Source organism: Aeromonas sp. FDAARGOS 1414 (assembly GCF_019047065.1).
Lineage (GTDB): Bacteria > Pseudomonadota > Gammaproteobacteria > Enterobacterales > Aeromonadaceae > Aeromonas > Aeromonas veronii_A.
The window spans coordinates 1,920,098-1,939,798 of sequence record NZ_CP077210.1 but is presented as its reverse complement, the minus strand read 5'-3'; the positions used below and the strand labels follow the sequence as shown (position 1 = coordinate 1,939,798).

Genomic DNA, 19,701 nt, shown 5'->3' with positions numbered 1-19,701 from the left:
CATGTATGAGGAGTCTTGCAGATGAAACGGATCCTGATTATCGGTGGTGTCGCGGGGGGCGCATCGGCGGCGGCTCGTGCTCGTCGTTTGAGTGAAGAGGCAGAGATCGTGATGTTCGAGCGGGGCGAGTTTGTCAGCTTCGCCAACTGCGGTCTGCCCTATCACATCGGGGGCGATATCCCCGACCGGGATGCCTTGCTGCTGCAGACTCCCCAGAGTTTCAAGCGCCGTTTCAACGTCGATGTGCGGGTCTTCCACGATGTGATTGAGATCGACAAGGCGGGCAAGACCTTGCTGGTGCGCAACCTGCAAACCGGTGAAGAGCAGCGCGAGCATTACGATGTGCTGCTGCTGAGCCCGGGGGCGGCGCCGATCCGTCCTCCCTTCCCCGGTATCGACAGCCCCCATGTCTATACCCTGCGCAACATCCCGGACATGGATCGCATTCTGGCGGCTCTGCATCACGATCAGCCGCGCCACGTTACCGTGGTGGGCGGCGGCTTTATCGGGCTGGAGATGATGGAGGCACTGCACCAGCGCAAGCTGGATGTCACCCTGCTGGAGCTGGCCGATCAGGTGATGGCACCGGTGGACAAGGAGATGGCCAACATGCTCCATGCCCGCATCCGGGAAGAGGGGATCGACCTGCGCCTGCGCACCGGCCTCACCGCCATCGAGAGTCTGGATCTGCCTGCCGAGAAGACCTCCGCCGTACCGACAGCCAAAAGCGGTGGCCTGCGCCTGACCCTCAATGACGGTTCCCATCTTGATACCGGTCTCTTGATCCTCGCCATCGGCGTCAAGCCGGAAACACTGCTCGCCGCCAAGGCGGGGCTGGAGCTGGGGCCACGGGGCGGCATCAAGGTGGATGCCGGGATGCGTACCTCGGATCCCTTCATCTATGCGGTGGGGGATGCGGTGGAAGAGATTGACTTCGTCACCGGCGAATCTGTGCTGATCCCGCTGGCGGGCCCGGCCAACCGGCAGGGGCGCATCGCCGCCGACAATATGCTGGGCCGAAGCGAAACCTACAAGAAGACCCAAGGGACCGCCATCTGCAAGCTGTTCGATCTGGCGGTGGCCAGCACTGGCCTCAACGAGAAGCGACTGGTGCAACTGGGATTGCCGTTCGAGAAGGTCTATGTCCATCCGGGCAGCCACGCCGGTTACTACCCGGGTGCCCATCCGGTCAGCCTCAAGCTGCTGTTTGCCCCGGATGGCAAGATTTACGGTGCCCAGGCCATCGGCAAGGATGGCATCGACAAGCGCATCGACGTGCTGGCGGTGGCCCAGCGCGCCGGTCTCACCGTGTTTGACCTGCAGGATCTGGAGCTCACCTATGCGCCGCCCTTTGGATCGGCCAAGGATGTGATCAACATGGCGGGCTTTGTGGCAAGCAACCATCTGAAAGGGGACACCCTGCTCTGCCACGTGGCCGAGGTGCAGGCTCGTAACCCCCATCAGCTGGTGGTGGATGTGCGCAATGGCCCGGAGCTCGACAAGCTGGGGCGGATTCCGGGGGCGCTGCATATCCCCCTCGACGAGTTGCGTGGTCGCCTCCATGAGTTGCCCAAAGAGAAAGAGCTGCTGATCAGCTGTCAGGTCGGGCTGCGCGGCCATGTCGCCTGTCGCCTGCTGAGCCAACACGGCTTTAAAGTGAAGAATCTCTCCGGCGGCTTCAAAACCTGGCAGATGGCCACCGCCGAGTAACCGTTTTATTTCTGTGCCTGTTTGCCCCTCTCCCTTGTGCGTGCAAGATGAGGGGCTTTTTGTTTCTGCTTTTCGCCCTCCTTGCATTCCCTAATTGCAGCAATATTTCGACACACTTTATTTCCTGTGCCGGACAAAATTAACGTTTTGTTCAGGGGATGGGTGCTATAACCCCAGCCTCGTTCATGATGAACCGTGTAGTAGGGAGAGTGACATGCTGGATATGCTGATGGCCATTTGGCATCAGGATTTTGACGCCCTGGTTCAGATGCAGGCGGTACCCCTGCTGATCAGTTGCCTGATGCTGGTACTGCTGCTGGAGTCCGCATTCGTCTTCCTGCCCCTGCCGGGGGACAGCCTGGTACTGCTGGCCGGTGGGTTGGTGGGCATGGGGGTGTTTGGCCCCGAAGTGACTCTTGTCTATCTGCCGTTGGCTGCTGGCATAGGTTCCGTGCTCGCCTACTGGCAGGGACGGGCACTGCAGCGCACCCGCTTTATGGATCATATCGAACGGATGTTGCCTCCCGACAGCCTGCCCAAGGCGACCCGGCTGCTGAAAAAGTACGGTTTTCTGGCGATGTTCTCCTCCCGTTTTATCCCGTTTGTGCGGGTGCTGACCCCCATGCTGATGGGGATTGGCCGCCTGAGCGTGCTGCGGATGTGCGTAGCCAGCTTTGCCAGTGCCTTTATGTGGGCGCTCTGCCTCAGTTTGGTGGGCAAACTGGCGATGAATACCCCCTTCTTCCTCCACCACAGCGAACTGTTGACCCGGGCCCTGCTGATTACCTCGCTGGTGCTGTTTCTGGCGGCCGTCATGGCCATCCTGTTTCGCTGGTTCAAAGGCGGAGCAAAAAACGAGACCAGCCACGACTAGATGACAACCCTTGCCGCACTGGATCGGTGGGCAAGGGGGTTCTCGTGCTGCTGGGGGGCGGAATTGTGTCCATTCGGGTAATGAGCTTTGTGTCGGGTGAGCAGGATGCCTTATCCTGTTTCCAGCCACGCTGCGTTTGCAGCGCTCCAACTCGGGATGGAACCTATGCGCCTCTTCGACTCTCCCTCTGCTTCTCACCGCTCTACCGCTGGAACCGACGCTTTGCGCCGCCGCTGGTCAACCCTGCTGCTTTGCGGGGTAGTCGGTTTGCTGTCTGGCTGCGGCCCTGACAAACCCACCAGCCAAGTACCGACCACAGAATCGACTGCCCAGCAGGAGGCCGGGGCGCCAACTTCTGTAGTGCAGGCCAATGCCCGCCAATATCGCGATGCGCCGGCACTGGCGCTGGTCTTCTCCGGCCCCCTGGCGCCCAAGGCCAATTGGCAGAGCTGGCTCGGGGTCAGTGAGGGGGGCAAGCAGGTGCAGGGGGAGTGGATCCTCGCCGAAGATGGCCGCACCCTCTATTTTCCGAACGTTCAGCCCGATAAAAGCTACGAGGTGAGCCTCAAGGCGGGGCTGGGCCCATCCCCTCAGAGCTGGACCCTCAAGACCCGGCCGCTGGAGGCGGGGGCCTCCTTTACCGCCAGCGGTATGGTATTGCCGCTGCGCCAAGAGCTGCGCCTGCCCATCAGTGCGGTCAATGTGGATGAGGTCAATATCGACTTCTTTCGGGTCGATGCGGAATATCTGCCCCGTTTCCTGGCCGAGTATCGCCCCGGTGCCGGCATGGGCAACTGGGAGCTTGAGCAGATCACCCAGCGGGCCAAGCGGGTATTCAGTGGCCGCTATGCGCTGGAGCTTGATGCCAACCGGCGCGAGACCCGCCTCATCAATGTGAAGGAGCCGCAGCTGGCTGAGGCTGGCGTCTACTTTGCGGTGATGTCGCCCCTTGGCAACTACGATTGGCGCAAGGAGACCACCTATTTCGCGGTGAGCGACATGGGGCTCAGTGCCCGCCGTTACCGCGATCAGCTGGAGGTGTTTGTCAGCTCCCTGGCCAGCGCCGACCCGCTCAAGGATGTGCAGCTCTCCCTGCTCGACGAGAAAGGCAACCGGCTGCAGGTGCAAACCACCGATCCGCAGGGCCATCGTCGCTTCGATCAGGTGCAGGGGGCTCGCCTGCTGCTGGCCGAACAGGGCAACCATCTGGCGGTGCTGCGCCTCGATGGGGCTGCACTCGATCTCTCCACCTTCGATCTCGGCACCCAGCCCTGGCAGGCCCAGCAGTTGTATCTCTTTAGCGGGCGCGACCTTTATCGCCCCGGCGAGCGGCTCGACAGCGAGATCCTGCTCAAGGGGCAGGATGGCCAGCTGCTGCCCGGTATGGCAGTGGAGCTGGAGGTGAAACAGCCGGATGGTCAGCTGCTCGAACAAAAGCGGCTGCTACCGGACAATCTTGGCGCGGCCCACTACGGTCTGCGCCTGCCGGACGATGCGCCGCTCGGGCGCTGGACCATTAACCTCAAGACCGCCGCTGGTAGTCGTTTCGAGTGGCCCTTTTTGGTGGAGGAGTTTTTGCCGGAGCGGCTCAAACTGCAGCTTGGCAAGGGGCCGGATGGGGAAGTGACGAGTCTGGACGCCGCCCTCACTCTGCCGCTGCAGGGGGACTATCTCTACGGCGCGCCGGCCAGTGCCACCAAGGCCAAGGCTGAGGTCAAGATTAGCCGCGCCACCATGCCCTTTACCCAGTGGCAGGAGTTCACTCTGGGTGACGTGCTGCTTGCCGAGCAGGCAAAGGATCTCGAACCTCTCAATCTCACCCTCGATGCGCAGGGGCAGGGGACTTTTTCGTTAGCTGATGAGCTCGATGGGGTGCGCGCCCTCGGGCCGCTGGAGGTGGCCTATCGAGTGTCGCTCGCCGAGCCCGGTGGCCGCGCCGTCAATCGCAGCCGCACCCAGTATGGCTGGCCTGCAGGCAGCCAGTGGCCGGCACTCAAGGCCGATTTCGTGGCTGATCGGGTAGAGGGGGGCAAGCCGCTCCCCTTCCAGATCCTCAACCTCGATGACAAGGGCCAACCGGTGGCGGGGGCGGTGAAAGTGCGCCTTATCAACGAGTACCGCGACTACTACTGGCACTACGCCGATGGTGAGGGGTGGAAGTACGAGTTCAACAGCCAGCCCTATCTGGAACAGGAGCAGACCCTGCAGCTGGATGGCAAGGGGCCGACCCCGCTCACGCTGCAACTGGCGGCGGGCTGGTATCGGTTGGAGGTTGAGAACAGTCAGGGCCATCAATCCAGCCTGCGGGTGGAGATAGGCAGTTACGCCTGGGGCGGTGGTGGCGAGCAGGCACGGCCTGACAAGATTGCCATCACTCTCGACAAACGCGCCTATCAGGCGGGCGACAAGGCCAAAGTGACTCTGGTAGCCCCGCGCCCCGGCAAGGGCTTGCTGCTGGTGGAAGATGGCGACGGCCTGCGCTGGTGGCAGCGTATCGAGCTCAAGGGGGCCGGTGGCGATGCCAAGGATGCCCGCGGCGAGTTCGAGATCCCGGTCAGTCCCGAGTGGCAGCGCCACGATCTGCATATCTCGGCCCAGATCGCCGCGCCAGACAGCGCCTCCAAACCGGTCAGCAGCCAGCAGGGACAGAGCCTGCGCTCGGTCGGGCTGGTGCCGCTCACCCTGGATCGGGAAGCGCGCCGTCTGCCGCTTACCCTGAGCGCGCCTGATAAAGCGGTGCCGCTCACCCGACTGGAAGTAACCGCCACCTCCACCCCCAATAGCCAAGGCCGTGTGGTGCTGGCGGCGGTGGATCGGGGCGTGCTCAATATCAGCGACTACCAGCCCCTCGATCCGTTCGAGATCTTCTTTGGCCGCAAGCGCTTCGCCCAAGATTTGTTCGACAACTACGGCCAGGTGATCCCGCCGCAGGATGGCAAGCTGGCCCGCCTCAATTACGGCGGCGATCGGGCGCCGCTGAAAAAGGGTGGCGCGCTGGAGAGCCGGGTCGAGATAGCCGCACTGTGGAGCGGCGAGGTGAGTTTTGACCAGCAGGGCAAGGCGGTGATCCCGCTCGATTTGCCCAACTTCAACGGCGAACTGGCGCTGATGGCGCTGGCCTGGAACGAACAGCAAGTCGGGGAGGCTGAGCGCGCCGTCAAGGTAGTGGCGCCGCTGGTGGCAGAGATCGGCTGGCCGCGCTTTGGCGCCAGAGGGGATGAGACCCGGGCGCTGGTGCAGCTGCGCAACATGAGCGGCGAGGATCAGAGCCTCTCCCTTGCCTGGACCCTCAATGGCGGGCTGAAAGCAAACGGCGAGCTGCCCGGCAACCTTTCCCTTAAAAATGGCGAAGAGCAGTGGTTGACCCTGCCGCTCACCGTGACCGGGGCGAGCGGTGTGGCGAGCCTGCAGTTGGCGGCCAGCGGCAAGGATTTTGCCATCAGCCGCGACTGGTATTTGCCGCTGCGTTCTCCCTGGCCGGCCGAGACTCGCCAGCGCTACCAGATGCTGGCCCCCGGCCAGCAGATGAGCTTTGCGCCAGCAGAGCTGGCCGGGCTGGATCGCGCCAATCTGCAGGGGCTGCTCAGCCTCTCCGGCACTCCCCCCTGGGATCCGGCAGCCCAGTGGCTGGCGCTGGCTGACTACCCCTACGCCTGTCTGGAGCAGACTCTCTCTCGCGCCTGGCCCTATTTGCTGACCACGGCGGGTGAGCGGGTCGCCTGGAACAAACCCGCAGAGGACAAGAAAGCGGCGAGTGAGGCGGATGTGCAACGCGCCCTGCTGCAACGGCTGCAGCGGTTGCAACTGCCCAGCGGCGGCTTTGGTCTGTGGGATGGTCGCTCCGACGAGGAGCAGTGGCTCACCGCTTATGCCGCCGACTACCTGCTGGCGCGCAAGGAGGCGGGCGATGCCGTGCCGGAGGCGATGCTCAATCAGGCGCTGAACCGGCTGCAAAGCTATCTCACCGACAGCCAGTACGGCGAGCGTTGGAGCAGTGCCCCCGAGCACAGCCGGCTGGCCTATCAGGCTTACAGCGCCTATGTGCTGGCCCGGGTGGGCAAGGCACCGCTCGCTACCCTGCGTCTTATCTGGGAGCAGCAGGCCGATCACGCCCGCTCCGGTTTGCCGCTCTTGCACCTCTCGCTGGCCCTCTCGGCCATGGGGGATGAGCAGAACGCCGCCAAGGCCCTCAGCCGGGCATTGGCGACCGAGCGCGGTGATGACTATCTGGGTGATTACGGCTCACCGCTGCGCGATGAAGCTCTTGAGTTCTCCTTGCTGCGCCAGCACAAGTTGGCTGTGGAGCGCTGGCCGGCCCTCAGTGCCAAGGTGGCCGATACCCTGGCCCATCGTCAGTGGCTCAGCACTCAGGAGCGGCTCGCCCTGCTGCGACTCGCCCGCTTCGACCCGGCCGTCGACTGGCAGGCCAAGGTGACTTCCCCTCTTGGCAATGAATCCCTGAACGGTTCGGCCCCGTTGCAACTGGGTGCCCCCGAGGCACTGGCGGCCAGCGCCGTTACCAACGAGGGCAAGGGATCCCTCTATGTGCAGCGCACCCTCATCGGCTATCCCGAGCAGGCTCCTATCCGGTTGAGTCAGGGGATAAGCGTGACCCGCAGCTGGTTCAACAGCGACGGTCAGCCGTTTGATCCCGCCAAGGTGAAGGTCGGCGATCTGGTGGTGGTGCGGCTCAACGTCAGCAGTGAGTCGGCGGTGCCCGATGCCCTACTGGTGGAGATGGTGCCCGCCGGCTTCGAGCTGGAGAACCCGGCCCTTGGCAACAGCATCAAGCTGGAAGAGCTCTCCATTGAGGGGAAACCGGCGTGGCAGAGCGAGTGGAACGACTATCTCAAGCATCAGGAGTTTCGCGATGACCGCTACACGGCGGCGCTGGATCTGAGCGAGGGGAGCAACCAGCAGCTGGTCTACCTGATGCGGGCGGTGACGCCGGGTCGCTATCAGGTGCCGCCGACCCAGGTGGAGGATATGTACCGCCCCGAGCTGCGTGCCGTGGGTGAGGATATCCATGAGGTGATCATCTCTGAGTAACATTCCCTCCCTTGAGCGGGTTCGCCCGCTCACTTTCTGGCAGCGTGGCTGGCTGAAATTAGTTCGCAGTGGCCGCGCTGGCTGGCGCTGGCTTGGTCGCCTGCCACGCTGGCTGCGTTGCTCGGTGCTGGGCGTTGTAGCACTGCTCCTGTCATTGCTGGCGCTGGATCGACTCTTCCCGCCGCCACCGCTCGACCCTGCCTACGCACGGGTGGTGCTCGACATGAAGGGGCGGCCGCTGCGCGCCTTTGCCGATACCAGCGGCGTGTGGCGTTACCCCGTGACCCTGGAGCAGGTCTCCCCCCGCTATATCGAGGCGTTGCTGGGTTACGAGGATCGCTACTTCTGGCGTCATCCCGGGGTTAATCCGGTGGCCATGGTGCGCGGGGTCTGGCAGTGGCTGCGCTATGGGCGGGCTGTGTCGGGCGGCTCGACCCTCACCATGCAGGTGGCGCGCCTTATCGAGCCCTACCACAGGAGCGTGCCCGGCAAACTGCGTCAGATGGCCCGTGCGCTGCAACTGGAGTGGCACTACGACAAGCGCACCCTGCTCACCGTCTACCTCAATCGGGCGCCGTTTGGCGGCAATCTGGAGGGGGTGCAGGCGGCAAGTTTTGCCTACCTTGGCAAGAGCGCCACCAAGCTGACCTATGCCGAGGCAGCGCTGTTGGCGGTGCTGCCGCAGGCTCCCAGCCGCAACCGGCCGGACCGGCATCCCGAGCGGGCCCGCGTCGCCCGTGACAAGGTAATGCAGCGGCTGGTGGCTCAGGGGGTCTGGCCCGAGCAGGTGTGGCTGGAGGGGCGTATCGAGCCGGTGCTGGCCCGCGGTCACTTCACGCCGATGGAGGCGCCGCTCTTTGCCCGCCTTGCCGCCGATAATCAGGCCGGGGCGCTGGTGCACACCACCATCGACGGCGATCTGCAGCGCTGGCTGGAGGGACGGGTGGCAAGCTATATCCGCCGTTTCCCCGAGCAGACCTCAGCGGCGTTGCTCTTGGTAGACAACAAAACCATGGCGGTGCGCGCCTATGTAGGCAGCGCCGAATATGGCAACCTGCGCCGCCACGGTTACCTCGACATGGTGCAGGCGATCCGCTCCCCCGGCTCTACGCTGAAACCCTTCATTTACGGTCTGGCCATGGACGAAGGATTGGTGCACTCGGCCTCCCTGCTTTCCGATGCGCCGAGGCTGGGCTCGGAGTACCGCCCCGCCAACTTTTCCGGCGCCTTTCAGGGACCGGTGACGCTGGCTCAGGCGCTGCAGCAATCCCTCAATGTACCGGTGGTGCAGGTGCTGGAGGCGCTGGGGCCGGACAAACTGGTCAGCCGTCTCGACAATGCCGGGGTGAGGCTGGCCCTTTCCGACAAGCCCAATCCGGCTATTGCGCTGGGGGCAGCGGGCATTCGGCTCGAGCAGTTGGTGGCGCTCTACAGCGCACTGACTCGGCAGGGGCAGGTGGCGATGCCGGTCTGGCTGGCGGGGCAGCAGGCGGTGTCGCGCCCCTTGCTGAGTCCGGGTGCGGCCTGGATCATCTGGCAAATATTGAGCGCACAGGGGCGGGCGGATCAGCCTTTTGCCAGTGAGGCGACCGGCCGGGTCAACCGGCTGGCTTGGAAGACCGGTACCAGCTACGGCTATCGCGACAGCTGGGCGATGGGGGTCTCCGGTCGCTGGACCATCGGCGTCTGGCTTGGGCGCCCCGACGGCACCCCCATGCCCGGTTTTTACGGCCAGAGTGCAGCGGTGCCGCTGCTGCTCTCGGTCTACTCACGGCTGGCTGACAACAGCCCCTTGCCGACACAACCCAACACGGTGAGCGAAGCCGAGATCTGCTGGCCGCTGGGGCGTAAAATGAGCGCGACCTTGCCAGAGGCCTGTTTGCAGCGCCAGAGCGCCTGGTTGCTGGAAGGGCGCGATCCCCCCACCTTGCCGGATCCCATGGATTGGCCCTCGCCGCTGCGCCAGGTCGCACTGACCGCCGAGGGCAAGCCGACCTTGGCCCGCTGCCAAGATGCGGCGCAATCCGGCTTTCGGGCCCTCTGGCCATTGTCGCTGGAGCCGTGGCGGTCCCCCGGCGAGCGGCGTCAGGCGCTGCTGGCAAGTGGTTGTGCTGGGGAGGGGCAGAGCGCCGAGCTGCAGGCCCCCATTCGTATCGTGGCGCTGGGGGAGGGCAACCTTATCCGCAGCCAGCGCTATCGGTTGCAGCCCAAGGTGCTGGGCGGTGTCGGCAAGCCGGCCTGGTTTCTCAACGGCCAGCGGCTGCGTTGGGATGGCGATCAGGTGCTGAGCGTGGCGGGTCGTTATCAGTTGGTGGTGGTGGACGAGGCGGGCAACAGCGATCGCATCGAGTTTCGCATGGTGCATCCTGACAGTGATGCTGGCACCATCACCCGTTGAGCGTTTTGCCGACAGCCATTGAGCGAATGTAATTAACCATTTGAAATGCAACAACATTTGATTGGGTGAATGAATTTTTGAATAATTGCGAGTTCATTCAAATTCAATCGGGAGTTCTCTTTTGCTGCGTGTTCTGTGTCCCTTGCTGGTGCTGATGAGTTCGGGCTGTGCCACTACCAATCATGCTGATCACCATGTTTCTCCTGAACGTACCGGGTTCTATTCACCTTTCGAACCCGCTTCCGAGAGTTTTGTACGTTGTTATCAGAAACAGTTTGCCTGTACCCCTGCCAATATCCGCCGTGAAAGGGCGATGGAAGCGCGCCGTGACGCACAAGAGCGGGCCAATCACCGGGGTGATGATTGGTAGGCTGCAGAAAACGAGAGGGGTTGGCAGATGCCAACCCCTTTTTCATTCAGCCAATTCAGCCCGGTTGGCGCAGATGACCGAGCCGGGTGAAGAAGTGCTGGCTCTTGCGCTGATGAAAGTGGCTCTTTTTGATGGGATGGAAGATGAGGTCGCTTTCGGGATAGCTCGCCTTTAACTGATGGAGCATCGCCACGGCGGGCAGGCTGGTGCTGACGAGGGTGGTGAGTGGCATGCTGATGGTCTCGGGGCCGAGCAGTTGATTGAGCCCTTGCCGGGCCTGCTCGAAACGGGTCAGGGCCGCCGGGTCGGCATAGCCGCTCCCCAGCATGGTGAGCAGGTTGTCGAGGGCCAGATGAAATTCGGCCAACTGCTGGCGAAAGCCGCTGCGCCCGCGCAGGGCGATAAGCTCGGCGAAAGAGATCTCGCCGAGGTGAGTGGGGACTTGCAACGGGATCTCGAGGTGGAAGCAATCCTGACCGCCGCGATTGTGGTAGCGGGATTCGAGCAGATGGAGCAGGCGATCCAGATAGTCGTGATCGGTAATAAGCGCCCCGTCATTGGCGAGTGCCCACTCACGGGCGAGACGCATGGAGAGCAGATTGGCAAAGCGCCGCGCCATTCTGATCCCCCCTTCATCCCGGGTCGCAAAGCCGTGAGTCAGGCAAAAGCCGTGCAGTCGTTCCAGTCCCGCCTGATCCGGGCAGAAGCAGTCGTGGTTGGCCCCCTGACGCCAGCGGGTGACCAGCTCCTTGTTGCCAAACACCTTGTGGCGGACAAAATCGGGGGCAAGCAAACCGCTTAACTGGCTTTCGAGTTGTGGAGTGATGGTGGCAAAGAAGGTGGCATCGGGTCGCTCGGCCAGCAGATCGGTCTCCTGCTCGAGGGTTTGCTGCAGAGTGGTGAGACCGCTCTTTTCGCTGACGGTGAAGACAAAGGCGAGCCGCTCCAGATAGAGCAGGGCAAACTTGAGCCACAGTTCATCCCGCACTTCCATGCCGGGGTAGTAGATATAGGTCTTCATCGTATCAGTCTGTCGCCAGAAGTGGTGCCGGGGTGCAGGGTCGGGAATATACGCAAGATTGGCGCTGCACGGCAAACACTGCGTGGGGGAATGTGAGCAAACGCTCATCCAGTAGGCGCTGGCCACAAAGTTCTGATATAATTCGCGCCCTTAAATCAAGGTCACCCGAGTCATTACCATGAAGTTCATTATCAAGCTGTTCCCGGAAATCACCATCAAGAGCAAGTCGGTTCGCCAGCGCTTTATCAAGATCCTGCAGGGCAATATCCGCAACGTCCTGCGCCGCTTCGACGACGATGCCCGCGTACGGATGGATTGGGACAAGCTGATTGTGAGCTCCCGCAATGACCAGTTCCGCGAGCAGGCCATCGAAGCTTTGGCCTGCATTCCCGGCATTCAGGCCTTTCTCGAGGTGCAGGCCAGCAAGTTTACCGACCTGCACGACATCTTCGAGCAGGTGAAGGCCGTGTGGGGCGACCAGCTCAAGGGCAAAACCTTCTGCGTGCGCGCCAAGCGCCACGGCAAGCACGAGTTCTCCTCTCTCGAGATTGAGCGCTATGTGGGCGGTGGTTTGAACCAGCACTGCGAAAGCAACGGTGTGCGCCTCAAGAACCCGGATGTGAAGATCAACCTCGAGATCGACGGCGAAGAGCTCTTCATCGTCAGCGCCATCCATCAGGGCCTGAGCGGCATGCCCATCGCGACTCAGGAAGATGTGCTGAGCCTCATCTCCGGCGGTTTTGACTCCGGCGTGGCGTCGTTCCAGTTCATCAAGCGCGGCTGCCGGGTGCACTACTGCTTCTTCAATCTGGGCGGTGCTGCCCACGAAATCGGCGTCAAGCAGGTGGCCTACCACCTGTGGAACCGTTTCGGCTCCTCCCACCGGGTACGTTTCACCGCTGTGGACTTCGAGCCGGTGGTTGCCGAGATCCTCGATAAGATCGACAACGGTCAAATGGGCGTGGTGCTCAAGCGGATGATGATGCGTGCGGCTGCCAAAGTGGCTGACGAGTTCCAGATCCCGGCGCTGGTGACCGGCGAGTGTGTGGGCCAGGTTTCCAGCCAGACCCTCACCAACCTGAACGTGATCGACCGGGTCACCGACAAGGTGATCCTGCGCCCGCTTATCACCTGGGACAAGCCGGACATCATCAGTGAAGCCCGCCGCATCGGCACTCTGGAGTTTGCCGAGACCATGCCGGAGTATTGTGGCGTCATCTCCAAAAAGCCGACTGTGAAGGCCGAGCTCTCCCGCATTGAAGAGGAAGAGGCCAATTTTGACTTCTCCATTCTGGACAAGGTGGTCTCCGAGGCCCGTTACCTCGATATCCGTCGTATCGGTGAAGAGACTGCCGCTGAAGTGCAAGAGGTGGAAACCACCCAGGTGCTGGGCGCTGACGAGGTGATCCTGGATATCCGCTCTGCCGACGAACACGACGAGAAGCCGCTGGTGGTGGAAGGTCGTGAAGTACTGCATATCCCCTTCTTCAAGCTGGCCACCGCCTTTGGCGATCTGCCCAAAGAGAAGACCTACCTGCTCTACTGCGATCGCGGCGTGATGAGCAAGCTGCAGGCGCTTTACCTGAAAGAGAAAGGCTTTGCCAACGTCAAAGTTTACCGTCCGTAATTTGACGCTCAATCTCCCATAAAAAATCCGGCCAATGTGCCGGATTTTTGTTTTATAGCTCGGAGCTTGGATTTATGGACAGGGAACGGGAGTGAAGGAGTGCTCCCCCAGGCAACGCCAACCCATTTCCGCTCCCCTCATTTGCCAAAGGTTATCGCTGCGATAGAGAGTCAGGATATAGAGCATGTCGTTCTTGCTGCCATCGAGGGCAACCGAGAGTACCAGATCATTATCCAGTTGCTGTGCATGGATGCGACTGGGGATGTCGCTATGACCGACAAAACGAAGTGCTACCTCACGGTAGTCATTGACCCATTTCTGATGTAGCTCGTTCGCCTGACGTATCTGCTGGTTGAACTGCTGCACTGGCGCCGATGCCAGTCGTCCAAAAACGGCTTGTGCTTCGGCATGTGCTGCTGTCACGTTCGCAAGGAGGAGAGTGGTAAGCATACCGATTTTGTGCATGAGAATATCCGGCTAACAACGACTGCTTCTATGACAACAGAAAAGCCCATTTGGTTCAACGCACAACCCACAGAGCCATATTCCACTGCGGGTGTGCTTTCAGTTGCGTTGCAGCGAGAAGGTTGGTAGCGACAGGTGCCAGTAGATAGCAGCTACCCGCAAACCGAACACGGCTGTCATACAGATGAGCATGGCGGTTACTCTGTCCATATTCGCCTCCAGTGCCAGGGTGTAGAGGATTCCGCCCAAAATGCAGGCTGTTGCATAGATCTCTTTTTGCAACACCATAGGCACTTCCCTAGCCAGTACATCACGGATCATGCCGCCTGCTACCCCTGTCATGGTCCCCATCAGCACAGCGATCAGTCCCGGGGTACCGAAGTTGAGGGCTTTTTGCGCCCCAATCACCGTAAAGAGGGCCAACCCGAAGGCATCCGCGACGGGCAGTACATACCAGGGCATTCTGCGGGGCAGTTTGACCATCCACATCCCGATCAGCGCCGTTGCAATGACCACCCAGATATAGAGAGGATCGCGAACCCAGAACACCGGGGTTGCTCCCAGGATCATGTCGCGGATGGTACCACCGCCGATGGCGGTGACTGCCGCCAAAACCATGACGCCAAATCCGTCCATTCTGAGCCGGCCCGCCACCAGAACCCCTGAAAACGCGAATACCGCAGTACCAAACATATCGCTGATGTAAACAATCTGCTCAACCAGTGTCTGCATGGAAAACAACTCACGCCAAATTGTTGATGGGGCCGCGATTTTAGGGGCTGGAGAGCCCAATCGCCAACTGTGCTCGACAAAATTGAGAGTCGACACCGCTTTTTTCTCGCATCATGGACAAGGAGGGGCTCGAGTGTGCCTGTTTACCTCCTTGTTGGAGGAGGGGCGCGATGAGTTTCTGCCACGTTTTAGTGGGCGTTTTTTTCCTTAAGTTTATCCCCGACCTGTCGATATATAGGGTAAGCGGCGTTAACGTGATGAAGCGTTGAAAAAAATGCTAAAGACATCGAAAAACGGGCCGTTAAATAAGACGCATCGGGCACAGAAAATAATAAAGCCAGAGCAAATAGAAGAGTAAATTTAATAGCTTAGGAGAATAGTCATGGGCCTTTATATCAACACTAACGTTTCATCACTCAACGCTCAGCGTAACCTGATGAACACGACCAAATCACTGGATACATCCTACACTCGACTGGCATCCGGTCTGCGTATCAACAGCGCCAAAGACGATGCCGCCGGCCTGCAAATTGCCAACCGTTTGACCTCCCAGATCAACGGTCTGGATCAAGGTAACCGTAATGCCAATGACGGTATCTCTGTTGCCCAAACTGCCGAAGGGGCAATGGATGAAATTACTTCCATGCTGCAACGGATGCGTACGCTGGCTCAACAGTCAGCCAACGGCTCCAACAACACAGATGACCGTACCGCGCTGCAGCAAGAGTATACCCAGTTGATGACTGAAATTGACCGGGTAGCCAAAGATACCACGTTTGGTGGTCAGAACCTGCTTAATGGCGGCTATGTGGGCACCTTCCAGGTGGGGGCAGACGCAGGGCAGACCATCACCTTCCGGATGACGACCGCCTTTACTATCTCGGGCATGGCCTCTGCCACCAGTGGTAGTGCGACAGTGGCAACCACGACCTCGGGCGAGCCGTATAACATCACGAAGACAGCAGGAACGCCGGTCACATCTACCAGTATGTCGACCATTACAGCTGCAAGCTCGGCCCAGTCGGCTATGGCCAACCTGGATTACATGATAAAGGTGGTGGACAGCAAGCGTGCTGAACTGGGGGCGGTACAAAACCGGTTTGACTCGACCATTCGCAACCAGGCGAACGTCTCCGAAAACGTTAGTGCTGCACGCTCACGTATCCGTGATGCAGACTTCGCCACCGAGACTGCAAACCTGACCAAGCAGAATATCTTGCAACAGGCCGCATCAACCATACTGGCCCAGGCGAACCAGCGCCCCCAGTCAGCTCTTTCGCTGCTGCAAGGCTAACAAAAGAAAACAGGGCGGTTGTTCAGGCCGCCCTGGTCAAGAGATGGAACAAAGGGGTGTTCGGTTCGCACTCTGTTCTATCGGGAGAGATATAATTCTCTACTAGTAATGCCAAGTGTTGTCCAGCTGTTCAGTTCTGTCACGCTTGGTCATATTCTCCTGAGCATATGCTCATCTTTAGGCCGGTTTACCGGCCTCTTTTTATTGTGTCGTCAAATCGACGTCACTCTACCCAACCTAAGCACAAATCGTGCCACAAAAATAATCCTGTCACACCATCCTGCAACCCCTCTATTACGTCTTGCACTATGTTTGCCATCTCGCTTTCCTTGCCATGTACCGGAGAAAAATTGCCGCGTTAGGCAACAATTTTCCTAAAGCTTGCCTCTGCACTGCCGTTAAACAAGGTGAAGCAATCGAGGGGTGTTCGGAATCCAACGTTTGCACTACTGCGGGTGACCTGTCCGTTCAAACAGACACCCGCCAGAAGACTCAGGCTCGTTCAACCTGTTCTTCTAACGGTGGGACGCCGCTTTGACGGCGCAACCCGCAGTCGCATGTTCTTCGGGAGAATATTTTATGGCCATGTATATCAACACGAATACTTCATCACTGAACGCCCAGCGTAACCTGATGAATACCAACAAGTCTCTGGATACCTCTTACACCAGACTGGCATCGGGACTTCGTATCAACACTGCCAAAGATGATGCTGCCGGTTTGCAGATCTCCAACCGTTTGACTTCCCAGATCAACGGTTTGGATCAAGGTAACCGCAACGCCAACGATGGTATCTCGGTTGCTCAAACGGCTGAAGGGGCCATGGATGAAGTGACCAGTATGCTGCAGCGTATGCGCACGCTGGCACAGCAATCTGCTAACGGTTCCAACAACACCGATGACCGTACTGCATTGCAGCAAGAGTTTGACCAACTGACTACAGAGATCAACCGTATCTCCAACGACACCACTTTCGGTGGCCAGAAGCTGCTGGATGGCAACTACAAGGGGTCGTTCCAGGTGGGGGCGGATGCTGGTCAGACTATCACCTTCAAGATGACTTCCGCCTTTACCATCAGTGGGATTGCGGCATCAACCAAGGGAAGCGCGACCGTTGCTACCAGTGCCTCTGGCGAGCCCTATACCGTGACCAAGGGAACATCTGCAGTAACCTCTACCAGCGTCAGCAGCATCAGCTCTGCCAGCGCCGCCCAGCTGGCCATGGCCAACCTTGATTTCATGATCAAGGCGGTAGACAGCAAGCGGGCAGAGCTGGGTGCGGTGCAGAACCGGTTTGACTCCACCATTCGCAACCAGTCCAACGTCTCTGAAAACCTTAGCGCAGCACGTTCTCGTATTCGTGACGCAGACTTTGCAACCGAGACCGCTAATCTGACCAAGCAGAACATTCTGCAACAGGCTGCTTCCAGCATCCTGGCTCAAGCCAACCAAAGACCGCAATCAGCCCTGTCCCTGCTGGGTTAACAGGCTGTGATGAGATAAAAAAGGAGCGACGATATGGCCAATGAAATTGGAATTCCGTCATCGGTCACTCCTTCTTCTCTTCAGTCAAGTAGCAAGAGCGGCCAGTCGGCCGCTCAAGTGCTATCTGGCACAGCAGAAGAGCAGCGGGGGACGGCAAAGGACATGGAAAAGCAACAGGGGCTGCCTGAGCAGGAGAGGGCTGGCAAGCCGAAGATTTCAGACAAGGAAATTGAGAAAGGGGTACAAAACTTGCAAGAGTTCAGTCAGTTGCAAGGATGGACCGTCAATTTCAGTGTTGAAAAGGAACTGGAGCAGGTTGTTATCAAGGTTATGGATGCCGATACCAAATCAATGATCCGTCAGATACCAAGCGAAGAGTTGCTGGCTATCAGCAAACGAATCCAGGCTCTGCGCGAAGGTGATGTGATTGGCGGTGGCTCTCGAGTCGGGTTATTGCTTGATAAAGAGATTTAATAGTTACGTTTGCGAGGAGAGTGAGTATGGCTACTATTACGTCTGCTGGTGCGGGCTCTGGACTGGACTTGGAGTCTGTCATCGCTGCAAGCGTTGATGCCAAAAAGGCGCAGCTGTTGCAGCCAATTACCACCAAAAAGACCAACGCCCAGATCACTCTCTCAGGGGTAGGCCAGCTGAAGTCAGCGATCGCGACTTTTGTCACCACTCTGCAGGCTATGTCAAAGGATGACGCGTTTAACAAACGTGCGATAAACATCACCCAGGATAAAGATAATCCGGTTCTCAAGGTGGAGAGCAAGAGTGGCGCTTCCAACGGGCAATATGACATCAGTGTCGAAAAATTGGCGAAGACCAGCAAATTTGAAGGTAGTTTCGCCTCTTCTACCACGCCCATGATCACTCAAGATGGCACCCTGACATTCAAGGCAGGTGACAAGACCTTTGATGTGGATGTTAAAGCAGGGGATTCACTCCAGTCCATTCGCAAGCGGATCAACAATGATAGTGACAACTTTGGTCTTAGCGTCAATATCATGAATACCTCCGATGGCAAGGCGGCCCTTGTGATTGACTCCGGTGTCAGTGGAACAGGTAAAGATCTGCAGATAACCGGCAGTACACCTGAACTGACTGACAATTTCATCTCCAAGCTGACCCAGAAGCAACAAGCCCGTGATGCCGAGATAAGCGTGGATGGCAATAAATTGACCAGTGCGACCAACACCTTTGATGGCACCATTGTGGGTCTCAAGATTACGGTGTTGAAAGAGTCGGAGAGCACCACTACCACGAACCCGAGTGATGGTACCGTGACGACCACTTACAAGCCAAACAGAGTGGATGTGACGACAGACAAGGCTGGCATCAAGACCATGGTGCAGAGCTTCATCGATGGCTATAACGCTCTGGTGAAGAAGAGCACCGATCTGGGCAAACGCAGCTCTATCGTGGCCGGTGTCAGCCAGAATGATGGTGGAGCCCTGGCGGGGGATGCGACGACCAAGGCTGTGACCAACCTGATGAGTGGCACGGTCACCGAGCCTTCTAACAACTCTTCGACCTTCTCTACCATCTTTCAGTTGGGGGTCAAGATGGACAACAAGGGAGTGCTCTCACTTGATTCGACGAAATTCGATGAAGCGGTCGAGAAGAACTTCGACCAGGTAGTGGCTGTATTTGGTGGCAAGGACGGTGTTGCTGGCAAGTTGGCCAGCCAGCTTGAGACCTACTCCAAGACAGGGGGACTGCTTGCCAAGCGGGAAGAGACACTCAATTCTGATCTGCGTGATGTCAACCGCAAACAAGCAGATGTCGCGGCGCAGCTCACCAAGTATGAAGAGACGTTGAGGGCACGCTACGGCAGTCTGGATACCTTGCTGGCCAAGATGAACAAATCTGCCTCCTATCTCAACCTGCTCAATACCAACAACAAAACCAGTTAATTTGTAGTCAGGAGCTGAGTCTCGTATGTATCGAAAAACGATCAAGGCCTATACAACCCAGAGTTTGCAGTCTGAGCTGGCAGTGGCGGATCCCTATCGCGTGATCCAGTTATTGATGCAAGGGTGTCTCGAACGTCTCGCTCAGGCTCGCGGTGCAGTCGAGCGTCGCGATTTCGAGGGTAAGTCTCAATCTATCTCCAAGACGCTGGCCATTATCAATGGTCTGCAAGATTCACTTGATCTCTCTTATGGCAAGGTCCCCGAAGACCTGTTCGCACTTTATGACTATATGAAAGTGCGCATGATGGATGCCAGCCGTGACATGGATGTAGGCGCCATTGATGAAGTGATGAACCTGATGCTGACGGTCAAGAGCGGCTGGGATGCCATCCCTGTCGATGAGCGAGACAAGGCGCTGGCACAGCAAAAGGTAGGCAGACCGGCATGAATGAGGTCAATAGTACTTCTGTGTCTGCCTTGATGAGACAGGGCGAGCAGTTGCAGTCTCTACTGGTGCAAGGTGAGCTGGTTGCAGCAGAACAGCTGGCTGAACTTTATCTGCATGCTCTTGAAGAGGTATTCGGGTCACTGCCTTGGGGAGAGACTCTCAATGTGGAACAGCGGCAGGCACTGATGCAGTTCCAGCTTATTTATGATTGGGTGGGTCAGGAAAAGCAGCAGGCTGAAGCACAATTACGACAATTCTCCCAGGCCGGACGTGCATCCGGTCTTTACAAGCTGAATGCAGGTTAGTCTG

14 protein-coding genes are annotated in these 19,701 nt (G+C 59.0%); 11 read left to right on the top strand and 3 right to left on the bottom strand.

Translation table 11 applies throughout. From position 1 onward, the window contains the following. Positions 1-21 precede the first annotated feature (21 nt). From I6L44_RS08510 to pbpC, 4 genes are all read left to right on the top strand, one after another. Positions 22-1,710: an FAD-dependent oxidoreductase gene (locus I6L44_RS08510; RefSeq protein WP_005344666.1), complete on the top strand. Its 1,689-nt coding sequence runs from the start codon at positions 22-24 to the stop codon at positions 1,708-1,710. Between the two features lie 214 nt (positions 1,711-1,924). Next, positions 1,925-2,584, top strand: coding sequence for a DedA family protein (locus tag I6L44_RS08505; RefSeq protein WP_005353037.1), 660 nt, complete (start codon positions 1,925-1,927; stop codon positions 2,582-2,584). A 165-nt stretch (positions 2,585-2,749) separates the two neighbouring features. Next, entirely contained in the window at positions 2,750-7,633 is a 4,884-nt protein-coding gene (locus I6L44_RS08500) for an alpha-2-macroglobulin (protein WP_254204276.1), read from the top strand. 52 nt (positions 7,634-7,685) lie between these two features. Beyond that, the gene (gene pbpC / locus I6L44_RS08495; RefSeq protein ID WP_254204293.1) at positions 7,686-10,031 is read left to right on the top strand and encodes a penicillin-binding protein 1C; all 2,346 of its coding nucleotides are present in this window, start codon (positions 7,686-7,688) and stop codon (positions 10,029-10,031) included. A 425-nt stretch (positions 10,032-10,456) separates the two neighbouring features. Here the strand turns inward: pbpC and I6L44_RS08490 are convergent, their stop codons facing one another. Next, positions 10,457-11,422: a hypothetical protein gene (locus I6L44_RS08490; RefSeq protein WP_216954026.1), complete on the bottom strand. Its 966-nt coding sequence runs from the start codon at positions 11,420-11,422 to the stop codon at positions 10,457-10,459. Positions 11,423-11,600: 178 nt separating this feature from the next. Between I6L44_RS08490 and thiI the strand changes: the two genes are divergently transcribed. Then, a complete protein-coding gene (gene thiI, locus I6L44_RS08485) occupies positions 11,601-13,049 on the top strand; it encodes a tRNA uracil 4-sulfurtransferase ThiI (RefSeq protein ID WP_216954024.1) in 1,449 nt (482 codons plus the stop codon). A gap of 72 nt (positions 13,050-13,121) precedes the next feature. Here thiI and I6L44_RS08480 read toward each other — a convergent pair whose 3' ends face one another. After that, a complete protein-coding gene (locus tag I6L44_RS08480; RefSeq protein ID WP_042053183.1) occupies positions 13,122-13,514 on the bottom strand; it encodes a hypothetical protein in 393 nt (130 codons plus the stop codon). Between the two features lie 99 nt (positions 13,515-13,613). Continuing rightward, the gene (locus I6L44_RS08475; protein ID WP_129503709.1) at positions 13,614-14,246 is read right to left on the bottom strand and encodes a trimeric intracellular cation channel family protein; all 633 of its coding nucleotides are present in this window, start codon (positions 14,244-14,246) and stop codon (positions 13,614-13,616) included. A 382-nt stretch (positions 14,247-14,628) separates the two neighbouring features. Between I6L44_RS08475 and flaA the strand changes: the two genes are divergently transcribed. The 6 genes from flaA (at position 14,629) to I6L44_RS08445 (ending at position 19,697) form a co-directional block, all read left to right on the top strand. Beyond that, positions 14,629-15,540 (top strand): flagellin A, encoded by a 912-nt coding sequence (gene flaA / locus I6L44_RS08470; RefSeq protein WP_129503710.1) that lies wholly within the window; start codon positions 14,629-14,631, stop codon positions 15,538-15,540. 579 nt (positions 15,541-16,119) lie between these two features. Next, complete coding sequence (flaB, locus tag I6L44_RS08465) at positions 16,120-17,025, top strand: flagellin B (RefSeq protein ID WP_129503711.1); 906 nt, start codon at positions 16,120-16,122, stop codon at positions 17,023-17,025. A 33-nt stretch (positions 17,026-17,058) separates the two neighbouring features. Next, the gene (locus I6L44_RS08460) at positions 17,059-17,499 is read left to right on the top strand and encodes a flagellar protein FlaG (RefSeq protein WP_129503712.1); all 441 of its coding nucleotides are present in this window, start codon (positions 17,059-17,061) and stop codon (positions 17,497-17,499) included. Positions 17,500-17,525: 26 nt separating this feature from the next. Next, positions 17,526-18,944, top strand: coding sequence for a flagellar filament capping protein FliD (gene fliD / locus I6L44_RS08455; RefSeq protein WP_216954022.1), 1,419 nt, complete (start codon positions 17,526-17,528; stop codon positions 18,942-18,944). A gap of 25 nt (positions 18,945-18,969) precedes the next feature. Then, positions 18,970-19,392 (top strand): flagellar export chaperone FliS, encoded by a 423-nt coding sequence (gene fliS / locus I6L44_RS08450; protein ID WP_005346697.1) that lies wholly within the window; start codon positions 18,970-18,972, stop codon positions 19,390-19,392. Then, positions 19,389-19,697 (top strand): hypothetical protein, encoded by a 309-nt coding sequence (locus tag I6L44_RS08445; RefSeq protein ID WP_129503714.1) that lies wholly within the window; start codon positions 19,389-19,391, stop codon positions 19,695-19,697. Before fliS ends, I6L44_RS08445 begins: the two co-directional genes overlap by 4 nt. Positions 19,698-19,701 lie beyond the last annotated feature (4 nt).

Excerpts from the sequence above, each read along its gene's own strand:
- I6L44_RS08510 (WP_005344666.1), top strand. The coding sequence starts at position 22 with ATGAAACGGATCCTGATTATCGGTGGTGTCGCGGGGGGCGCATCGGCG.
- I6L44_RS08505 (WP_005353037.1), top strand. The coding sequence starts at position 1,925 with ATGCTGGATATGCTGATGGCCATTTGGCATCAGGATTTTGACGCCCTG.
- I6L44_RS08500 (WP_254204276.1), top strand. The coding sequence starts at position 2,750 with ATGCGCCTCTTCGACTCTCCCTCTGCTTCTCACCGCTCTACCGCTGGA.
- I6L44_RS08490 (WP_216954026.1), bottom strand. The coding sequence starts at position 11,422 with ATGAAGACCTATATCTACTACCCCGGCATGGAAGTGCGGGATGAACTG.
- thiI (WP_216954024.1), top strand. The coding sequence starts at position 11,601 with ATGAAGTTCATTATCAAGCTGTTCCCGGAAATCACCATCAAGAGCAAG.
- I6L44_RS08480 (WP_042053183.1), bottom strand. The coding sequence starts at position 13,514 with ATGCACAAAATCGGTATGCTTACCACTCTCCTCCTTGCGAACGTGACA.
- I6L44_RS08475 (WP_129503709.1), bottom strand. The coding sequence starts at position 14,246 with ATGCAGACACTGGTTGAGCAGATTGTTTACATCAGCGATATGTTTGGT.
- flaA (WP_129503710.1), top strand. The coding sequence starts at position 14,629 with ATGGGCCTTTATATCAACACTAACGTTTCATCACTCAACGCTCAGCGT.
- flaB (WP_129503711.1), top strand. The coding sequence starts at position 16,120 with ATGGCCATGTATATCAACACGAATACTTCATCACTGAACGCCCAGCGT.
- I6L44_RS08460 (WP_129503712.1), top strand. The coding sequence starts at position 17,059 with ATGGCCAATGAAATTGGAATTCCGTCATCGGTCACTCCTTCTTCTCTT.
- fliD (WP_216954022.1), top strand. The coding sequence starts at position 17,526 with ATGGCTACTATTACGTCTGCTGGTGCGGGCTCTGGACTGGACTTGGAG.
- fliS (WP_005346697.1), top strand. The coding sequence starts at position 18,970 with ATGTATCGAAAAACGATCAAGGCCTATACAACCCAGAGTTTGCAGTCT.
- I6L44_RS08445 (WP_129503714.1), top strand. The coding sequence starts at position 19,389 with ATGAATGAGGTCAATAGTACTTCTGTGTCTGCCTTGATGAGACAGGGC.